Annotated in this window: 17 protein-coding genes and 1 tRNA gene; 15 read left to right on the top strand and 3 right to left on the bottom strand. The window is 64.2% G+C overall.

The genetic code is table 11. The annotated features are described in order from the left end of the window. Positions 1 to 112 precede the first annotated feature (112 nt). The 10 genes from IAQ70_RS09030 to IAQ70_RS08985 all read left to right on the top strand — a co-directional run bounded on the left by IAQ70_RS09030 (position 113) and on the right by IAQ70_RS08985 (position 9,827). Positions 113 to 1,459: a cation:dicarboxylate symporter family transporter gene (locus tag IAQ70_RS09030; protein WP_190988968.1), complete on the top strand. Its 1,347-nt coding sequence runs from the start codon at positions 113 to 115 to the stop codon at positions 1,457 to 1,459. A gap of 234 nt (positions 1,460 to 1,693) precedes the next feature. Beyond that, a complete protein-coding gene (locus IAQ70_RS09025) occupies positions 1,694 to 2,593 on the top strand; it encodes a ParA family protein (protein ID WP_190988967.1) in 900 nt (299 codons plus the stop codon). 7 nt (positions 2,594 to 2,600) lie between these two features. Next, a complete protein-coding gene (locus IAQ70_RS09020) occupies positions 2,601 to 3,413 on the top strand; it encodes a segregation and condensation protein A (protein ID WP_190988966.1) in 813 nt (270 codons plus the stop codon). Further along, positions 3,410 to 4,093, top strand: coding sequence for an SMC-Scp complex subunit ScpB (gene scpB / locus IAQ70_RS09015; RefSeq protein WP_190988965.1), 684 nt, complete (start codon positions 3,410 to 3,412; stop codon positions 4,091 to 4,093). Before IAQ70_RS09020 ends, scpB begins: the two co-directional genes overlap by 4 nt. Positions 4,094 to 4,204: 111 nt before the next feature. After that, on the top strand, positions 4,205 to 5,506 hold the full coding sequence (locus IAQ70_RS09010) for a pseudouridine synthase (protein WP_190988964.1): 1,302 nt from the start codon (positions 4,205 to 4,207) through the stop codon (positions 5,504 to 5,506). Positions 5,507 to 5,509: 3 nt separating this feature from the next. Further along, on the top strand, positions 5,510 to 6,619 hold the full coding sequence (locus IAQ70_RS09005) for a prephenate dehydrogenase (RefSeq protein WP_190988963.1): 1,110 nt from the start codon (positions 5,510 to 5,512) through the stop codon (positions 6,617 to 6,619). Beyond that, a complete protein-coding gene (cmk, locus tag IAQ70_RS09000) occupies positions 6,619 to 7,332 on the top strand; it encodes a (d)CMP kinase (RefSeq protein ID WP_190988962.1) in 714 nt (237 codons plus the stop codon). Before IAQ70_RS09005 ends, cmk begins: the two co-directional genes overlap by 1 nt. Before the next feature lie 28 nt (positions 7,333 to 7,360). After that, on the top strand, positions 7,361 to 8,056 hold the full coding sequence (locus tag IAQ70_RS08995) for a lysophospholipid acyltransferase family protein (protein ID WP_190989000.1): 696 nt from the start codon (positions 7,361 to 7,363) through the stop codon (positions 8,054 to 8,056). Next, a complete protein-coding gene (gene der / locus IAQ70_RS08990; RefSeq protein WP_190988961.1) occupies positions 8,053 to 9,603 on the top strand; it encodes a ribosome biogenesis GTPase Der in 1,551 nt (516 codons plus the stop codon). Before IAQ70_RS08995 ends, der begins: the two co-directional genes overlap by 4 nt. A 147-nt stretch (positions 9,604 to 9,750) precedes the next feature. Next, positions 9,751 to 9,827 (top strand) — tRNA-Pro (locus IAQ70_RS08985). A 60-nt stretch (positions 9,828 to 9,887) separates the two neighbouring features. Here the strand turns inward: IAQ70_RS08985 and IAQ70_RS08980 are convergent. Next, positions 9,888 to 10,220, bottom strand: a complete 333-nt coding sequence (locus tag IAQ70_RS08980) for a hypothetical protein (protein WP_190988960.1) — start codon at positions 10,218 to 10,220, stop codon at positions 9,888 to 9,890. A 456-nt stretch (positions 10,221 to 10,676) separates the two neighbouring features. After that, on the bottom strand, positions 10,677 to 11,546 hold the full coding sequence (locus IAQ70_RS08975) for an Fpg/Nei family DNA glycosylase (RefSeq protein WP_190988959.1): 870 nt from the start codon (positions 11,544 to 11,546) through the stop codon (positions 10,677 to 10,679). 275 nt (positions 11,547 to 11,821) lie between these two features. Here IAQ70_RS08975 and gcvH point away from each other — a divergent pair, with 275 nt between their 5' ends. The 5 genes from gcvH to IAQ70_RS08950 all read left to right on the top strand — a co-directional run bounded on the left by gcvH (position 11,822) and on the right by IAQ70_RS08950 (position 14,906). Next, positions 11,822 to 12,208: a glycine cleavage system protein GcvH gene (gene gcvH / locus IAQ70_RS08970; protein WP_190988958.1), complete on the top strand. Its 387-nt coding sequence runs from the start codon at positions 11,822 to 11,824 to the stop codon at positions 12,206 to 12,208. A gap of 143 nt (positions 12,209 to 12,351) precedes the next feature. Then, positions 12,352 to 12,828: an FHA domain-containing protein gene (locus IAQ70_RS08965; protein ID WP_190988957.1), complete on the top strand. Its 477-nt coding sequence runs from the start codon at positions 12,352 to 12,354 to the stop codon at positions 12,826 to 12,828. A gap of 23 nt (positions 12,829 to 12,851) precedes the next feature. Beyond that, positions 12,852 to 13,568: a transcriptional regulator FtsR gene (gene ftsR / locus IAQ70_RS08960; RefSeq protein WP_190988999.1), complete on the top strand. Its 717-nt coding sequence runs from the start codon at positions 12,852 to 12,854 to the stop codon at positions 13,566 to 13,568. After that, positions 13,568 to 14,071 (top strand): bifunctional nuclease family protein, encoded by a 504-nt coding sequence (locus IAQ70_RS08955; RefSeq protein ID WP_190988956.1) that lies wholly within the window; start codon positions 13,568 to 13,570, stop codon positions 14,069 to 14,071. Before ftsR ends, IAQ70_RS08955 begins: the two co-directional genes overlap by 1 nt. Positions 14,072 to 14,309: 238 nt before the next feature. Then, positions 14,310 to 14,906: a MerR family transcriptional regulator gene (locus tag IAQ70_RS08950; RefSeq protein ID WP_190988955.1), complete on the top strand. Its 597-nt coding sequence runs from the start codon at positions 14,310 to 14,312 to the stop codon at positions 14,904 to 14,906. Positions 14,907 to 14,991: 85 nt separating this feature from the next. Here the strand turns inward: IAQ70_RS08950 and IAQ70_RS08945 are convergent, their stop codons facing one another. Continuing rightward, a complete protein-coding gene (locus IAQ70_RS08945; RefSeq protein WP_190988954.1) occupies positions 14,992 to 15,813 on the bottom strand; it encodes a ParA family protein in 822 nt (273 codons plus the stop codon). Positions 15,814 to 16,029: the final 216 nt, after the last annotated feature.

Here is a 16,029-nt window from a genome sequence, read left to right as displayed (position 1 = left end):
ACGGTGAGCTAAGTCACGGTGTGGCCAATGATGGATATCACACCAGACCGGCGCGATGAGCCCAGAAACTTTCGCCGCAGCGTCTACCAGATTATCCATAAGGAGACACATCATGGCTTCTCAACGAGGAGAGTCAGCGGCGCCTGCGAAGGCCGCCCGCAAGGGACTCGACAAATCGCACTACCTCTACATGGCGGTCATTGCCGCCGTCATTGTGGGAGCCCTCGTCGGCCTGTTATTCCCTGAGGTCGGAAAATCGCTGAAGCCCCTCGGCGACGGGTTCATTAAGCTCATCAAGATGATGATTGCGCCCATCATCTTCTGCACCATCGTCCTGGGCATCGGGTCCATTGCCAAAGCGGCCACGGTGGGCAAAGTGGGAGGCCTGGCCCTCGGGTACTTCGTGCTCATGTCCACGTTTGCGCTGGCCATTGGCCTGGTAGTGGGCAACCTCATCCACCCGGGTGAGGGGCTCAACCTGACCCCTTACGATCCCAATAAAAAAGCTGCCACGGACAGTACCGTGGACTTCCTGCTGGGGATCATCCCCGGTGATATCCCTGTCCTGCCCACCCTCCTTGCGGCCATCCTCGTCGGGTTTGCCCTGCAGAAGATGGGGCCCCAGGGCGCTCCGATCCTCAAAGCAATCGGCCACGGCCAGGCACTCGTCTTCCGCATCCTCATCATGATCATGTGGCTTGCCCCGGTAGGTGCTTTCGGCGCCATCGCCGCTGTTGTTGGCGCCACCGGCTTCCAGGCAATCATCAGCATGCTCACGCTGATGGTGGCGTTCTACATCACCTGTGCGCTCTTTATCGTGGTCATCCTGGGCGGAATCCTCCAGGTGGTGGCCGGTGTGAACATCTTCAAGCTCATGAGGTACCTGGCCCGCGAATACCTGCTGATCTTCTCCACTTCATCCTCCGAAGCGGCCCTCCCGCGCCTCATCGCCAAGATGGAACACCTTGGGGTTTCCAAGCCGGTTGTCGGCGTCACCGTCCCCACGGGCTACTCCTTCAACCTGGACGGCACAGCCATCTACCTGACCATGGCGTCGCTGTTCGTGGCGAACGCGATGGGCATGCCGATGGATCTCGGCGCGCAGGTTTCCCTGCTCATCTTCATGATCATTGCCTCCAAGGGTGCCGCCGGCGTCACCGGTGCCGGCCTGGCCACCCTGGCTGCCGGTCTGCAGGCGCACGCGCCCCAGCTGCTGGGTGGCGTGGGCATGATAGTCGGCATCGACCGCTTTATGTCCGAGGCCCGCGCGCTGACCAACTTCACCGGCAATGCCGTCGCCACCGTCCTGATCGGCACCTGGGTGAAAGAGATCGACGGCGAGCAGGTCACCAAGGTGCTTGCCGGCGAACTTCCCTTCGACGAGCAGACCATGATGGCAGGCCACGGCGACCGTATGGGCACGTCCTCAGCCAACTCAGAGGTCGCGGCGCACGCCTAACCCTCCCTGCTGACCCGGCCAGACACGCCGCCCCTGCAGCCCTGCTGCAGGGGCGGTTTCTCTGTCCACCAGGGGAACCTTCGACCTCTAGTAGAAGGTCAAGGCTCAGAATGCTTACAAAGTCAAGTTCCCTCGAATACCGTGTCGGGACCTGTAGCCTAGGTGAAAAGCAGGATCGGCGCTGGATCATCAGCGGCAGGAAAGATCACCGTCATCGAAAGTGTGGATAGATACGTGAGCAGCGAACAGGGTTCGGCAACTCTGGAAGGCACGGAACTCGATCTGGAAGACGCCGTGATGGGTCCCACCGGGCGCCCCCACCGCGAATTTCCGGAACCCGCACCGCTGTCGTCCCACGGTCCCGCGCGCGTGATCGCCATGGTCAACCAAAAGGGTGGCGTAGGCAAGACCACGTCCACCATCAACCTTGCAGCGGCCCTCGCCGAATACGGCCGCAGGGTGCTGCTGGTTGACTTTGATCCCCAGGGCGCACTGTCGGCCGGCCTGGGTGTCAATCCCCACGAGCTGGACCTGACTGTCTACAACGTCCTGATGGACCGCAAAGTGGATATCCGCGATGCCATCCATCAGACCGGCGTCGAAAACGTCGATCTGCTGCCGGCCAACATCGACCTCTCCGCTGCCGAAGTGCAGCTTGTCAACGAGGTGGCCCGCGAACAGGTCCTGGACCGGGCGTTGAAGAAAGTTGAGGACGACTACGACGTCGTCCTGATCGACTGCCAGCCGTCGCTTGGCCTGCTGACCGTCAATGCCCTCACCGCCGCGCACGGAGTGATCATCCCGCTGATTTGCGAGTTCTTCGCCCTCCGCGCGGTTGCCCTGCTGGTGGAAACCATCGACAAAGTCCAGGACAGGCTCAATCCCCGGCTGCAGGTGGACGGCGTCCTCGCCACCATGTATGACGCCCGCACCCTGCACAGCCGCGAAGTCATCAGCCGCCTGGTGGAAGCCTTCGGCGACAAGGTGTTCGAGACCGTCATCAAGCGGTCCATTAAATTCGCCGACGCCACTGTGGCGGCCGAACCGATCACCAGCTACGCAGGGAACCACATCGGCGCGGATGCGTACCGCCGCCTGGCCAAGGAACTGATTTCCCGCGGCGGCGCACCCTAGCCAGGCCGTGGCTGAGTCCAAGCCCGGCTTTGAGGTGCGGCTGGCCAACTTCACGGGTCCGTTTGACCTACTGCTGGGCCTTATCGCCAAGCATCAGATGGACATCACCGAGGTGGCCATCGCCACCGTCACGGATGAGTTCATCAAGTACATCAGGAAGCTCCAGAAGCTGGGTGAGGAATGGGCGCTGGACGAAGCCAGCGAATTCCTCGTCATCGCGGCAACGCTCCTGGACCTCAAGGCAGCACGGCTGCTGCCGGCCGGCGAAGTGGAGGACGACGAGGACATCGCCCGGCTGGAGGCCCGTGACCTGCTGTTTGCCCGCCTGCTCCAGTACAAGGCCTTCAAGCGGGTGGCCGCGCTGATGGCCGAAAGCCTGGAGCAGGAGGCGCAGCGCTTTCCGCGGCAGGTTGCCTTGGAGGAGCACTTCGCCGCCATGCTTCCGGAGCTGGTGTGGAAGCATACGCCGCAGCAATTCGCGCGCCTGGCTGAAGGCGCCCTGCAGTCAAAGGCTGCCAAGCCCACTGAGGTGGGCCTGGCACACCTTCACGGCAGTGCCGTCAGTGTCAAGGAACAGGCGGAGATCCTGGGCCTGCGGCTTCAGTTGGGAAAGCCCCTGTCCTTCCGGGCGCTGATTGCCGACGCCGAGTCCACCCTCGTGGTGGTGGCCCGTTTTCTGGCGTTGCTGGAGATGTTCCGGGACAGGGCAGTCTCCTTTGACCAGCTGTCGCCGCTGGGTGACCTCACGGTGCACTGGTCGGCGGACGGCAAGCACTGGTCTACAGAAAACTTGAGTGAAGAGTATGAGGAGCAACCGTGACTGAAGACTTTTCGGCCACCCCGACGGCACCTGCCAATGACGACGCGCAGGAATGTCCGGATGTCCACGCGCTCCCGGGAGGTGCCAAAGCTGCACTCGAAGCGGTCCTGATGGTCCTGGACCAGCCTGCCACCGCCACGGAACTCGCCACGGGCCTTAACTTGACGGTCGCCGCCGTCGAGCGGTTGCTTGCGGAACTGCAGCGGGAGTATAGCGGCTATACTGTTAAAGCCCCGGACATGGACGATGCCAGCGTTGCTGGTTTCAGCTCCAGCCCCCGGGGTTTTGAATTGCGGAGCATCGCCGGTGGCTGGCGGATTTATTCCCGCGCAGACTTCGCCGACATTGTCGGCAGGTTTGTGCTGGAGGGTCAGACGGCCAGGCTGACGCAGGCGGCGCTGGAAACACTTGCTGTCATCGCGTATCGCCAGCCTGTCTCCAGAGCCAGGGTGTCCGCAATTCGGGGAGTCAATGTCGATTCTGTCGTACGGACATTGACCCAGCGCGGGCTGATCGAAGATTCGGGAAACGATCCCGAATCGGGAGCCATCCTCTACCGGACTACATCGTATTTCCTGGAACGGATGGGAATCGGGTCCGTGGCGGAACTGCCGCAGCTCTCACCCCATCTTCCGGGGCTTGAGGGCATCGCCGAGTTCTACGACGCCGACAGAATGTAGGCGGGACATCCCGCCTGCACACAAGAGTATTTATAAGGGCAGATAAATTCTGCATGGCTGGCTAGGGTTGTTCTCGGACAACTTGCCGGTCAACATATCGAAGGACGGGTCATGACACAGGCGGGACGCCAGGGTTCACCACGTAACAGTTCGGGACGCAACAGTTCAGAACGCAATGCAGGACAAGGCGGCGGGAGCCGCAATACGCCGGAGGGCCGCAGTACAGCTGCAGGCCGCAAACCGGCGCAGGGCGGCACTGGCCGCACTCCTGCCCAGGGTGGCAGCGGCCGCCCCAGCGCGGCGGGTGGCGGCTTCCGCGCCGGCGCCGGCAAGCGCAACGCCGGGTTCGGCGGCGGCGACCGCCCCTACAAGGCACCGAAGCCGCGCGAGGAGCCTTTCGTTGATCCCGGCGATGCCCCGGCACCTCCGGCCGGCCGCGCAGATTCCGACTGGAAGCCTGCTGCCGCCTCGTCGCGGAAGCCTGCTGCCCGGAAGCCGGGCGCCAAAAAAGCGCCGGGCACTCCCGGGGCGCTCAAGCCCAAGCCGCGCGCCGGCAAGCCGGGGGCGGCAGCCTCGCGTGCGTTCGGCAGCGAACGCTTCGGCCAGAACCTTGGACCCGTGCGCAAGCCTTCCCGCAAGCGCGGACCCCAAGGTCCCGTTCCGCAGTCTGAAATGCACGACGCCGACGGCACCCGCCTGCAGAAGGTCATGGCCCAGGCAGGCGTGGCTTCGCGCCGCGTCTGTGAGGAAATGATCGCTGAGGGCCGGGTTGAAGTTGACGGCCAGGTGGTCACTGAGCTTGGTGTCCGCGTGGATCCCAAGACGGCGGTCATCCATGTGGACGGGCTGCGCATCCAGCTGGACGAAAACCTCGTTTACATGGTGTTCAACAAGCCCAAGGGCGTGGTGTCCACCATGGAGGACCCCGACGGACGGCCCTGCATCAGTGATTTTGTGCGGAAGACCCATCAGGGCGAACGCCTGTTCCACGTTGGCAGGCTTGACGTCGCCACCGAGGGCCTGCTGCTGCTCACGAACGACGGCGAGCTGGCCAACCGCCTGACCCACCCGTCCTACGAGGTGCCCAAGACCTACCTGGTCCAGGTCCGCGGACCATTCCCGCAGGGAATCGGTGCCCAGCTCAAGGAAGGCGTGGAACTCGAGGACGGCTTTGCCTCCGTGGACTCGTTCAAGCTGGTGGACTCCACCCCGGGCCACGTGCTGATTGAAGTTGTGCTGCACTCCGGCAAGAACCGGATTGTCCGGCGTTTGTTTGACGCCGTTGGCTTCCCGGTCCTGCGCCTGGTGCGCGTCAAGGTGGGCCCCATCGGCCTGGGTGACCAGCGCCAGGGCAGCATCCGCAACCTTGGCAAGCAGGAAGTCGGCCACCTGCTGGCATCCGTAGGGCTCTGACGCATGTCCGCATTTCGCTCACACGGGCGCGGACACCTCAACGGTCCGGTCGTGGTGATTGGCACCGGCCTGCTCGGCACCAGCATCGGGCTGGGCCTTCGGGGGCGCGGCGTGCCGGTGTTCCTCTCTGATCCGTCGCCCACCAACCAGGCCGTTGCCGTGGACATCGGCGCCGGCCAGCCGTTGAACCAACTCGGTGATGAGTCGCCGGAGCTGGTGGTGGTGGCGGCACCGCCGGATGTGACAGCCACTGTTGTGGCGCGGGCGCTGACTGACTACCCGGATTCCGTGGTGGTGGACATCGCCAGCGTCAAGGCCGCCATCCTGGCGGAGCTGCAGGGGAGCGGCGCGGACATGTCCCGTTATGTGGGTACGCACCCGATGGCGGGGCGCGAAAAGTCAGGCCCCGTTGCGGCCCGCGGCGAGCTCTTCACGTCCATGCCGTGGGTGGTTTGCCCCGGCCCGGAATCATCCGCGGCTGCCGTGCAGACGGCGCGTTCGCTGGCAACCGATCTCGGAGCCGTAGTTTCGGAGTTCGCGGCCGACGAACACGACCAGGCCGTTGCCCTCGTCTCGCACCTGCCCCAGATCATGTCTTCGCTGCTGGCCAGCCGGCTGCAGGGGACACCGCTTCACGCGCTGTCCCTTGCCGGCAATGGCCTGCGGGACGTTACCCGGATCGCCGCCAGCGACCCCAAGCTGTGGGTCCAGATCCTGGGCGGCAACGCGGCGAAGGTGGTGGAGATCCTTTACGGTGTCCGGGAGGACCTGAACCGGCTCATCGGCACCTTGGAGGAACCCCTCGCTCCGGGAGCCAGGCTGGACCTGGCCCAACTCATCAGCGAAGGCAACGCCGGGCAGGCCCGCATCCCTGGCAAGCACGGCGGACCGCCGCAGGCGTACGCCTGGCTGACGGTCCTGGTTGACGACAGGCCGGGCCAGATCGCCAGGCTCCTGACCGAAATCGGTGAGGTCGGCGTCAACGTGGAGGACCTGAGGCTGGACCATTCGTCGGGGCAGAACGTGGGAATGGTGGAACTATCCGTGCTGCCCAACAAGCATGACCACCTGATCGAAGCACTCAACGACCGCGGATGGCGGGTACTGCAGTAATGACACAGGAACTTCTTGACACCGTGCCGGCATTGCGCGTCGGCAGGCCACTGGTGGTCGCCATCGACGGGCCTTCCGGCTCGGGCAAATCCAGTGTCAGCAGGGAAGTGGCCCGCAGGCTGCACCTTGCCTACCTGGACACCGGCGCCATGTACCGTGCCCTCACCTGGTTCTGCGTCACCGGCGGAATCGATCTCGCGGACGCCGCCGCCGTGGAGCAGGCAGCCCGGGACCTCGTCCTGGACCTGAGCACCACACCCCACACGGACTACGTGCGCGTGGACGGGACCGACGTCACCGATGCCATCCGCGAGCCCGCCATCTCGTCGGCGGTCAGTGCGGTGGCCACCACCCTCGGGGCACGGACCGAACTGATCCGCAGGCAGCGCGAACTCATCGAAAAGCACCACCGCCGCATGGTGGTGGAGGGGCGGGACATCACCACCGTCGTCGCGCCCGGCGCAGAAGTCCGGATGCTGCTGACTGCCAGCGAGGAAGCCCGGCTTCGCCGCCGCGGCATCCAGCTGGGCGGCACCCAGAACGCTGAGCAGCTCGCCGCCCAGGTCACCCAGCGCGACGCGAAGGATTCCACGGTGGTGAACTTCACGCAGGCTGCCGACGGCGTGGTCACGCTCGATTCGTCGGACCTGGACTTCGCCGAAACCGTCGATGCCGCCCTGGTGATCGTGACGAAGGTCCTCAACCGTGACTGACCGCGCCAAGCTTCCCTCCGGCCTGACCATGGCCTGGAGCCGGCCTGTCGGCTGGCTGCTGGACCATGTGGTGTACCGGACGTCCGTCACCGGCAGGCACAACGTCCCCACGGGCGGGCCGGTTATTTTTGCCGGCAACCACATCAGCTTCCTGGACGGGCCGGTGATGTTCGGCGCGTCGCCGCGCCCCATGCACATCCTCGTTAAAAAGGAGATGTTCAAAGGTTTCCTGGGCAGGGTCCTCCACGCCTCCGGCCAGCTCCCGGTGGACCGTTCCGGGGACCGGGCAGCACTGCTGCTGGGCAAGGACGTGCTCGACGCCGGCCGCTGCATTGGGATTCTCCCGGAAGGTACGCGGGGGAGCGGGCAGGCGACGGACATCAACAACGGGGTCGCCTGGCTGGCCCTGAATTCGGGGGCACCCGTGGTTCCGGTGGCGATCCTCGGCACCCGGACGGGCAGCGAACACCTCGACACCGTACCCAGGCCGGGGCGGCGCTTCCACGTCAGCTTCGGCAACGCACTGACCCTCAGCCGCAACCCCGGCGAAACAGGCCGTGCTTCAATGGACAGAGCGGGATTGGAAATCCGCGCTGCGCTGGCGGGGCACGTCCAGGACACTATCGAACACAGTGGGCAGCCATTGCCCCACGCGGATTCCCGCACGAACTTCACAGCAGTAGCCGGGACGCCGGCAGATGAACACTTAAGGAAACTGCAATGAGCGATACGACTCAAACCTCCGGCCCCTCCGGCGCCGGCGAAGACGAATACACGCCCACCGGCACGGACCAGGTGGCCGAGCGGCTGGCCGCCATTGGCGATGACGAGGCGGAGCTTCGTGCCGCCTCGCTCCGGGCCGGACTGGCCGACTACGACCTCGATGAGGACGACGCCGCGCTGCTGAGCGGGGACTATGACGACGAAGACTTCGACGGCCCGGTCAAGCTCGACCCCGTCCTGGCCATCATCGGCCGCCCCAACGTGGGCAAGTCCACCCTGGTGAACCGCATCCTGGGCCGCCGCGAAGCCGTTGTGGAAGATACCCCGGGTGTGACGCGCGACCGCGTGATGTACTCGGCGCACTGGAACGGCCGCAACTTCACCCTGGTGGACACCGGCGGGTGGGAGCACGATGCCCGCGGCATCCATGCACGTGTGGCAGAACAGGCCGAAATGGCCGTGGAACTCGCCGATGCCGTGCTTTTTGTGGTTGATTCGGCCGTAGGGGCCACGGCCACAGACGAGGGCGTCATGAAGATGCTCCGCCGCAGCAAGAAGCCGGTCATCATGGTGGCCAACAAGGTGGACGACTTCGCCCAGGAGGCTGACTCGGCCACCCTGTGGGGCCTCGGCTTTGGCGAGCCCTACCCCGTCTCGGCCCTGCACGGCCGCGGCGTGGCTGACCTCCTGGACCATGTCATGGACACCCTGCCGGAGTTCTCCACCATTGAGGGCCTGGAACGGTCCGGCGGACCGCGCCGCATTGCGCTGATTGGCCGCCCCAACGTGGGCAAGTCATCGCTGTTGAACAAGCTCGCGGGCTCCGAGCGCGTGGTGGTGGACAACACCGCCGGCACCACCCGCGACCCCGTGGATGAATTCATTGACCTGGGTGGCCGCACCTGGCGCTTTGTGGACACGGCAGGCATCCGCCGCCGCCAGCACATGGCGCAGGGCGCGGACTACTACGCCTCCCTGCGTACGCAGGCCGCGCTCGAGAAGGCGGAGGTCGCCGTCGTGCTCCTTGCGGTGGATGAGGTGCTCAGCGAACAGGACGTCCGCATTCTGCAGCTGGCCATCGAGTCGGGCCGCGCCCTCGTGCTGGCGTTCAACAAGTGGGACCTGCTCGACGACGAACGCCGCACCTACCTGGAACGCGAAATTGAACAGGACCTGGCCCACGTGGCCTGGGCACCCCGGGTCAACATTTCGGCGCTGACCGGCTGGCACAAGGACCGCCTGGTTCCCGCTCTGGACCTGGCCCTGGAGAACTGGGACAAGCGCATCCCCACCGGCAGGCTCAATGCCTTCCTGGGCGAACTGGTGGCGGCGCACCCGCACCCGGTCCGTGGCGGAAAGCAGCCGCGCATCCTGTTCGGCACGCAGGCGTCGAGCCGGCCGCCCAAGTTCGTGCTGTTCACCACCGGGTTCCTGGACCCCGGTTACCGCCGCTTCATCACCCGCAGGCTGCGTGAGACCTTCGGGTTCGAAGGCACCCCCATCGAGGTCAACATGCGTGTACGCGAAAAACGCGGCAAACAGCGTTAATTACGACACACCGGGGGCGTGCGGGTGGCAAAGTGTCACCGGCACCCTCCGGGATCGTGTAAGCTTTTCAAGGTGGTTCGGCCGGACTGCTGAGTTGAAATCCCGGGTAACACTGGGAGTAAACGCAGCGGAGAACGGCGGAACTGACGGGCTGTAGCGCAGCTTGGTAGCGCACTTGACTGGGGGTCAAGGGGTCGCAGGTTCAAATCCTGTCAGCCCGACCAAAGAAGGGCCGTTTTCCGGTTTGTTTACCGGAAAACGGCCCTTTGGCGTATGCGGACTAACTACCTCACGATGATGATGATGATGTAGTGAACGTGGCCGCGGCTGTCCCTGTACCAGGAATCCGAACTGCGGTGATGGCCGTGCCGGTCATTACCGTAGCGGTTGTATCCATCGCAGTCGTAGCCGTCCTTGTTGTAGCCGTCCTTGTCGTAGCCGTCCTTGTCGTAGCGGCCGTGGCCGTTATTGTCGTGGTCGTTGTGATAGGGCGAGCTGCTCTTACTGTCCTTGGGATGGTCGCTGGCAGAGGCAGCGCCGGCTGTCAGGGCTGCTCCACTGAAGGCCAGGCCTGCGGCGAGGACTGTAGTACCGAAGAAGCGCGATATTTTATTCATGGAATTTTCCAAACGTGATCATTTGATAGATACCCGCAGGAACAGATGAACAAGGTGAGTGGGCGCTGGCCATCGTGGGCGCGGCCACCCCTTTGCGAACTCGCCTGTCTACGGTTGTCTCCCAAGCCCGGTAGGTGCTCTGGCGCGGTATGTGCGCAGGAAGCACCATGCTCGAGGGTGCCAACGCCCGCAACAAACAGTGAACCCTGTAATGCCCCCGGTTCACCGATGTGAAGGGCGCTGTGGGTGATTTACTGAGATGACAAAGGCCCAAATGGGCAGTGAACTTAAGCGATGGGCGCCGGGTCTCCGGGCCCTTATGCAACCAGATTCCGTCCGCGCTTTGTATTCGAAGGGGGGACGTGACAACCACACTACTGAGGTGGCTCCGGCTTTAGAAGACTCAGGGTTTTATTACTGGAGGCTTTCTGCAGATAATTCCTGCAAATACGGTTCCTACTTCAGGAACTTGGACGTCCTGCGGTCCGCCAGGATCTTCCCGTGCGTCTGGCAGGTGGGGCAGTACTGCAGGGCCGTGTCCGCGAACGAGACTTCCCGGACGGTGTCGCCGCAGACCGGGCATGCCTCCCCGGTCCGGGCATGAACGCGCATGTGGCTGCGCTTGACGTCTTTGAGTTCACTGGGCGGTTTCCCCGCGGCCTCGGCCAGGGCCGTTCCGAGGATGCTGTGGATTGAGTCATACAGAACCTGCACGGTGGCGCGGTCCAGCGATTTGGCGATGGCGAAGGGGGAGATCCTCGCCGCATGCAGGATCTCGTCGCTGTAGGCGTTCCCGATCCCGGCAATAACGCTTTGGCTTCGCAGGAGGCCCTTAATCTGCTGGGAACTGGAGCCGAGAATCTCCGTCAGCGTGCCGGCGTCGAACCCGTCGCTGAAGGGGTCCGGGCCGAGGGCTGCGATGCCCGGCACATCCCGGGGATCGCGCACTACGTAGACTGCGAGGCTCTTCTTGGTCCCGGCCTCGGTGAGATCCATTCCGTGGCGGCCATCCGGGCCCGTGAATGTGAGCCTGGCGGCGATGTGGCTCTTGCCCAGCCGGAGTTGCGTGTCGGCGGGGGAGTCGGTGAAACGGACCCAGCCTGCCCGGGCAAGGTGGAAGACGAAGGAAGGCCCGTCGGTGTCGATGCAGACGAACTTCCCAAACCGCCGCACGCCGGCAACAGTGCTCCCCTCCAGCGCGCTGAAAGGCGGATCTGCGGTCTTCAGGACTGCGAACGACACGATCTGGACCTTCTCCACCACCGATCCGCGCAGTTGTCCGTCAAGGAATCCCGCCAGGCCTGCAACCTCAGGTAGCTCCGGCATGGGACTACCTGCCGTCAGCCTGCGTGTCGGGTGCGGCGGGCTTTGGCTCGGCCGCGCCTTCCCCGTCTATCTTTGACGCAAGGGCAACACCGCCAAAGATGATCCGCGGCGCCCAATATCCCTTTTTCCTGGGTGTTTCCTGTGCCCGTAATCCCATGCGTCCCATCATGTCAGAACCATCCTCGAACGCCCGTGGACTTGTGCCTATACTTTCAGCGGCGGCTTGTTTCCCAGGCCCCGTTGACATTGGTGATTGACCCGATGAAAGGCCCCTGATGAGCAACATTCCCGAAGACCTGTCCTACACCGCCGAGCACGAGTGGGTAACCGCACCGAACGCTGACGGCGTGGTCCGCGTGGGCATTACCGATTTCGCCCAGGACGCCCTAGGGGATGTTGTTTACGCCCAGATGCCTGAAGCCGGCAGCAAGGTTACCGCGAATGAAGTGGTGGGCGAGGTGGAATCCACCAAGAGCGTCAGCGACATCTACGCCCCGGTGAGCGGTGAAGTGGTTGCCCGCAACGAATCCCTCGACACCGACTCGGCCCTGATCAACACTGATCCGTATGGTGATGGCTGGCTGATCGAGATCAAACTCGCCGAAGCCGACGCCGTGGACTCATTGCTCAGTGCATCCGAGTACGAACAGCAGGTAGGCTGAACATAACGGGTTCATCCGGTCCGGCCAGCGGGCGTCGTCGCACGTCATTGGCCGGATGCGGGCCCGCGTCGGAACTGCGCGGTGTATCCCGCAGCAAATGTTGAATGCAGTCGTGTGAGCTGCAGCGAAAGAGGAGGAAGCCCATGGTTGGCCACAAAAAGGACCATGCCGAAGGCGATTACGGCACAGGTGCGGCCAGGGCTTCGGAGACCACCTCGATCCATCTCACCCCCGTCGCCGACGAGCCCACCATCGCGCCCCGGCTGTCCACCGAGGAACGGTCGTCGGTCGAAGCGCTGCCTGCCGGATCTGCGCTCCTGGTTGCCCACAGCGGACCGAATGCCGGGGCCCGCTTCCTGCTTGACTCCGACACCACCACGGCCGGCCGGCACCCGGACGCCGATATCTTCCTTGATGACGTCACCGTTTCGCGGCGCCACGTGGAGTTCCGCCGGACTCCCAGGAGCTTCGAAGTGGTGGACACAGGCAGCCTCAACGGGACCTACGTCAACCACGACCGTGTGGACAGTGTCGAGCTCAAATCCGGGAACGAAGTCCAGATCGGCAAGTTCCGCCTCACCTTCTACCTGAGCCCTGCCCGCGCAGCAGGCCGCGCCTGATTCAGGGACACCTGCCTGTGGCAATGGCACAACCGGAACGCCGGGGACCCCAAGTCCTGAACATCGGGGAAGTCCTCGCCCAACTCAGCGCAGACTTTCCCGGTATGAGCGCGTCGAAAATCAGGTTCCTTGAGGAAAAGGGACTGATCAATCCGCGCCGTACCCCGGCCGGCTACCGGCAGTACGCAGAGAGCGATGTTGAGCGCCTCCGCTTTGTGCTTGCGCTGCAGCGCGACCAGTACCTTCCCCTCAAGGTCATCAAGGACTACCTTGACGCGATCGACAGGGGAGAACGCCCCGAAAACCTTCCGCCCGGCGTCGTGGTTTCGCCCCGGATCGTCTCCGACGAACTGGCAGCGGAGCTCCAAAACCGGGGACGGAAATTCAGCGAAGAGCAGCTGCGGGCCGAGTCCGGCGCGAGCGTCCCGCTGCTCCAGTCTCTGTTGAGCTTTGGACTGATCAGCCACAGCAACGGCAAGTTTGATGAGCATGCGCTCCAAGTGGCCCGGGCATGCGTGCAGTTGGAAGGCCACGGCCTGGAGCCGCGCCACCTGCGTCCTTTCCAGGCCGCCGCGGAACGCGAATTCGGGCTCGTGGAGCGGGCAGTTGCCCCGTTGGCGTCCCGGCGCGATTCCGCTTCCCAGGCGCGGGCTGCCGAAGCCGCCCGCGAAATTTCCGACCTTTGCCTGATCCTGCACCGGGCCCTGGTGCAGGACCGCATCTCCCGTATGGACATCTGATGATCGAAGTCGAGATAGTAGGCGTTCGCATCGAACTGCCCTCCAACCAGCCGCTGGTCCTTCTGCGCGAGATGCATGGTGAGCGCCACGTTCCCATTTGGATCGGAACGCCGGAAGCCAGCGCCATCGCCCTCGCCCAGCAAGGGGTGGTCCCGCCGCGGCCCATGACCCACGACCTCCTGGTGGACGTGGTGGAGTCCCTCGGACATTCAGTTGTCAGCGTGAACATCGTCGCCGTGGAGGACAACATCTTCTACGGTCAACTCCAGTTCGAGAACGGCACCACCGTCAGCTCGCGGGCTTCGGATGCCCTGGCCATTGCACTGCGGGCAAAGTGCCGCATCTGGTGCGCCGACTCGGTCATGGATGAAGCCGGTGTCCGGATCACCGAACACGATGAGGGCGAGGACGCCGAGCCCGGGCCCACCGTGGACGAAGAGCGGGAACTGCGGCGGTTCCGGGAGTTCCTGGACGACGTGGAACCCGAGGATTTCGACGGCTGAGGTTTCATTAAGGTTAAAGTTGAGGCTGAAAGTTCCGACACGCCTTCGCGATCCGGTGAAGGTCTTTGACCTGCGGCCTCCGCGGGCCTAACGTCAAAGGTATCAAGCTTCCATTGCTTACAGCAGCCGCGCAAGTCACACTGTAAAAGTACGACCCCCGCGAAATTACACACATGGACTTCATGCGTGCACTGGCTGATGCAGTAGTCCCCGGGAGCTTATACGAAGGAGGATCCAGGTGAGTCCCAAAGGCGAAGCAGGCGGACTGAAGCAGCCCACGACGACTGGTGTGGCTGTGCCGGCAAGCGGTGCCCAGGGCCTCCTGTTTACCGAAGACCTCCCTGTCCTTGACGAAGACGCAGGCTACCGCGGTCCCACGGCCTGCAAAGCGGCGGGCATCACATACCGCCAGCTGGATTACTGGGCGCGTACCGGCCTGGTTGAGCCCGCCGTCCGCGGTGCCGCCGGCTCCGGCTCGCAGCGGCTTTATGGCTTCCGGGACATCCTGGTGCTCAAGGTGGTCAAGCGCCTGCTGGACACCGGCGTCTCCCTCCAGCAGATCCGATCGGCCGTGGAGCACCTGCGCGAACGCGGTGTGGAGGATCTGGCACAGATCACGCTCATGAGCGACGGCGCGAGCGTCTACGAATGTACCTCCGCTGACGAAGTAATTGACCTCGTCCAGGGCGGCCAGGGCGTCTTCGGGATCGCGGTGGGCCGGGTCTGGCGCGAAGTCGAGGGCAGCCTGGCTTCCCTGCCGAGCGAACACGCGGCAGTCCAGTCCTTTCCCGACGACGAACTGAGCAAACGGCGCGCCGCACGTAAGACAGGCTGACGCAAGACAAGAGAAGAGGCCACCCCGGTCTGAAATGTTCAGGCCGGGGTGGCCTCTTCCATGTCCGGGGTTGTGTCCGGGAGGATCAGCGTTGGGTGCGGTTCCGCAATCCGCTGCCGGCCGCGAGAAGGTTGGCCAGCAAGGCATCGAACAAGGCCGCCGAGGTTTTGGCCGACTCTCCCGGCCAGTGGTGCACAGGGTGGGCGGCACCCTGGATCTGCTGCCAGTTCGCCTGCTCGGGAATCCGCGGGCTCAACAGCAGGTCGCCGAACATGGACTCCATCTCGGCGAGCCGGTAGGTGTGTTCGGACGAGCCGGTGCGTACGCGGTTGGCGATAATGCCCGCGGGCGAGAGGTTGGGGGCGAATTCCTGCTTGAAGAGCTGGATGGCGCGCATGGTCCGCTCTGTGCCGGCCACGGAAAAAAGCCCGGGCTCGGCCACGAGCGCCACCTTGTCGCTCGCTGACCAGGCCATCCGGGTCAGTCCGTTCAGGGATGGCGGGCAGTCGATGAGGACCAGGTCATATCCATCGGCGCCGGCGAGGACTGACGAAAGCCGGCGGAGGTCGCGGCGGCCAAGGTCGGGGCGGTCATAGATTCCGGTGTACGCGGAGCCCACAGCCACGTCCAGCACGGCCGGTCCGGATCCGTTCGAGTGCGCCCGGGCGGTCCAGGCACTGCCCGCCACGTTCTCAGCCAGCTTGGCGCGGCGCGGGCTCTTGAGCATCCTGCCGATGTCCAGCTGGTCGCCGGGCTGGACGCCGAGGGCGGTGGTCGCGTCGGCATGCGGATCCAGATCCACCACCAGGGTGGGAATGCCCGCGGCAAGCGCCGCAGACGCCAATCCTGTGGTGACGGAAGTCTTGCCGACTCCGCCCTTGAGGCTGCTGATGCTGACTACTTGCACTTGTGAGACCAAAACCTAACGCCGGATGCCGTGTTGGGGGTAATGTTTGCTCCGGCAGTGCCGAAGCCGGGCGGCCCCTGCCGCCGTACTCATCATATGTGGCCATGCCCGCGAATACCGCCTTAAAGGAGACCGGCATGGCTTCGCGCTCCGGTCAGCGGACCGGATTCCGCGGGCGTCCGTCGATTCATGCGGGACATGACGGAAGTTTTTGTG

The sequence above is a fragment of the Pseudarthrobacter sulfonivorans genome, from assembly GCF_014712225.1.
Lineage (GTDB): Bacteria > Actinomycetota > Actinomycetes > Actinomycetales > Micrococcaceae > Arthrobacter > Arthrobacter sulfonivorans.
This window is presented reverse-complemented; position numbering and strand designations above follow the sequence as displayed.

Coding starts and splice junctions, on each gene's coding strand:
- IAQ70_RS09030 (WP_190988968.1), top strand. CDS start 113: ATGGCTTCTCAACGAGGAGAGTCAGCGGCGCCTGCGAAGGCCGCCCGC.
- IAQ70_RS09010 (WP_190988964.1), top strand. CDS start 4,205: ATGACACAGGCGGGACGCCAGGGTTCACCACGTAACAGTTCGGGACGC.
- IAQ70_RS09005 (WP_190988963.1), top strand. CDS start 5,510: ATGTCCGCATTTCGCTCACACGGGCGCGGACACCTCAACGGTCCGGTC.
- cmk (WP_190988962.1), top strand. CDS start 6,619: ATGACACAGGAACTTCTTGACACCGTGCCGGCATTGCGCGTCGGCAGG.
- IAQ70_RS08995 (WP_190989000.1), top strand. CDS start 7,361: ATGGCCTGGAGCCGGCCTGTCGGCTGGCTGCTGGACCATGTGGTGTAC.
- der (WP_190988961.1), top strand. CDS start 8,053: ATGAGCGATACGACTCAAACCTCCGGCCCCTCCGGCGCCGGCGAAGAC.
- IAQ70_RS08980 (WP_190988960.1), bottom strand. CDS start 10,220: ATGAATAAAATATCGCGCTTCTTCGGTACTACAGTCCTCGCCGCAGGC.
- IAQ70_RS08975 (WP_190988959.1), bottom strand. CDS start 11,546: ATGCCGGAGCTACCTGAGGTTGCAGGCCTGGCGGGATTCCTTGACGGA.
- gcvH (WP_190988958.1), top strand. CDS start 11,822: ATGAGCAACATTCCCGAAGACCTGTCCTACACCGCCGAGCACGAGTGG.
- IAQ70_RS08965 (WP_190988957.1), top strand. CDS start 12,352: ATGGTTGGCCACAAAAAGGACCATGCCGAAGGCGATTACGGCACAGGT.
- ftsR (WP_190988999.1), top strand. CDS start 12,852: ATGGCACAACCGGAACGCCGGGGACCCCAAGTCCTGAACATCGGGGAA.
- IAQ70_RS08955 (WP_190988956.1), top strand. CDS start 13,568: ATGATCGAAGTCGAGATAGTAGGCGTTCGCATCGAACTGCCCTCCAAC.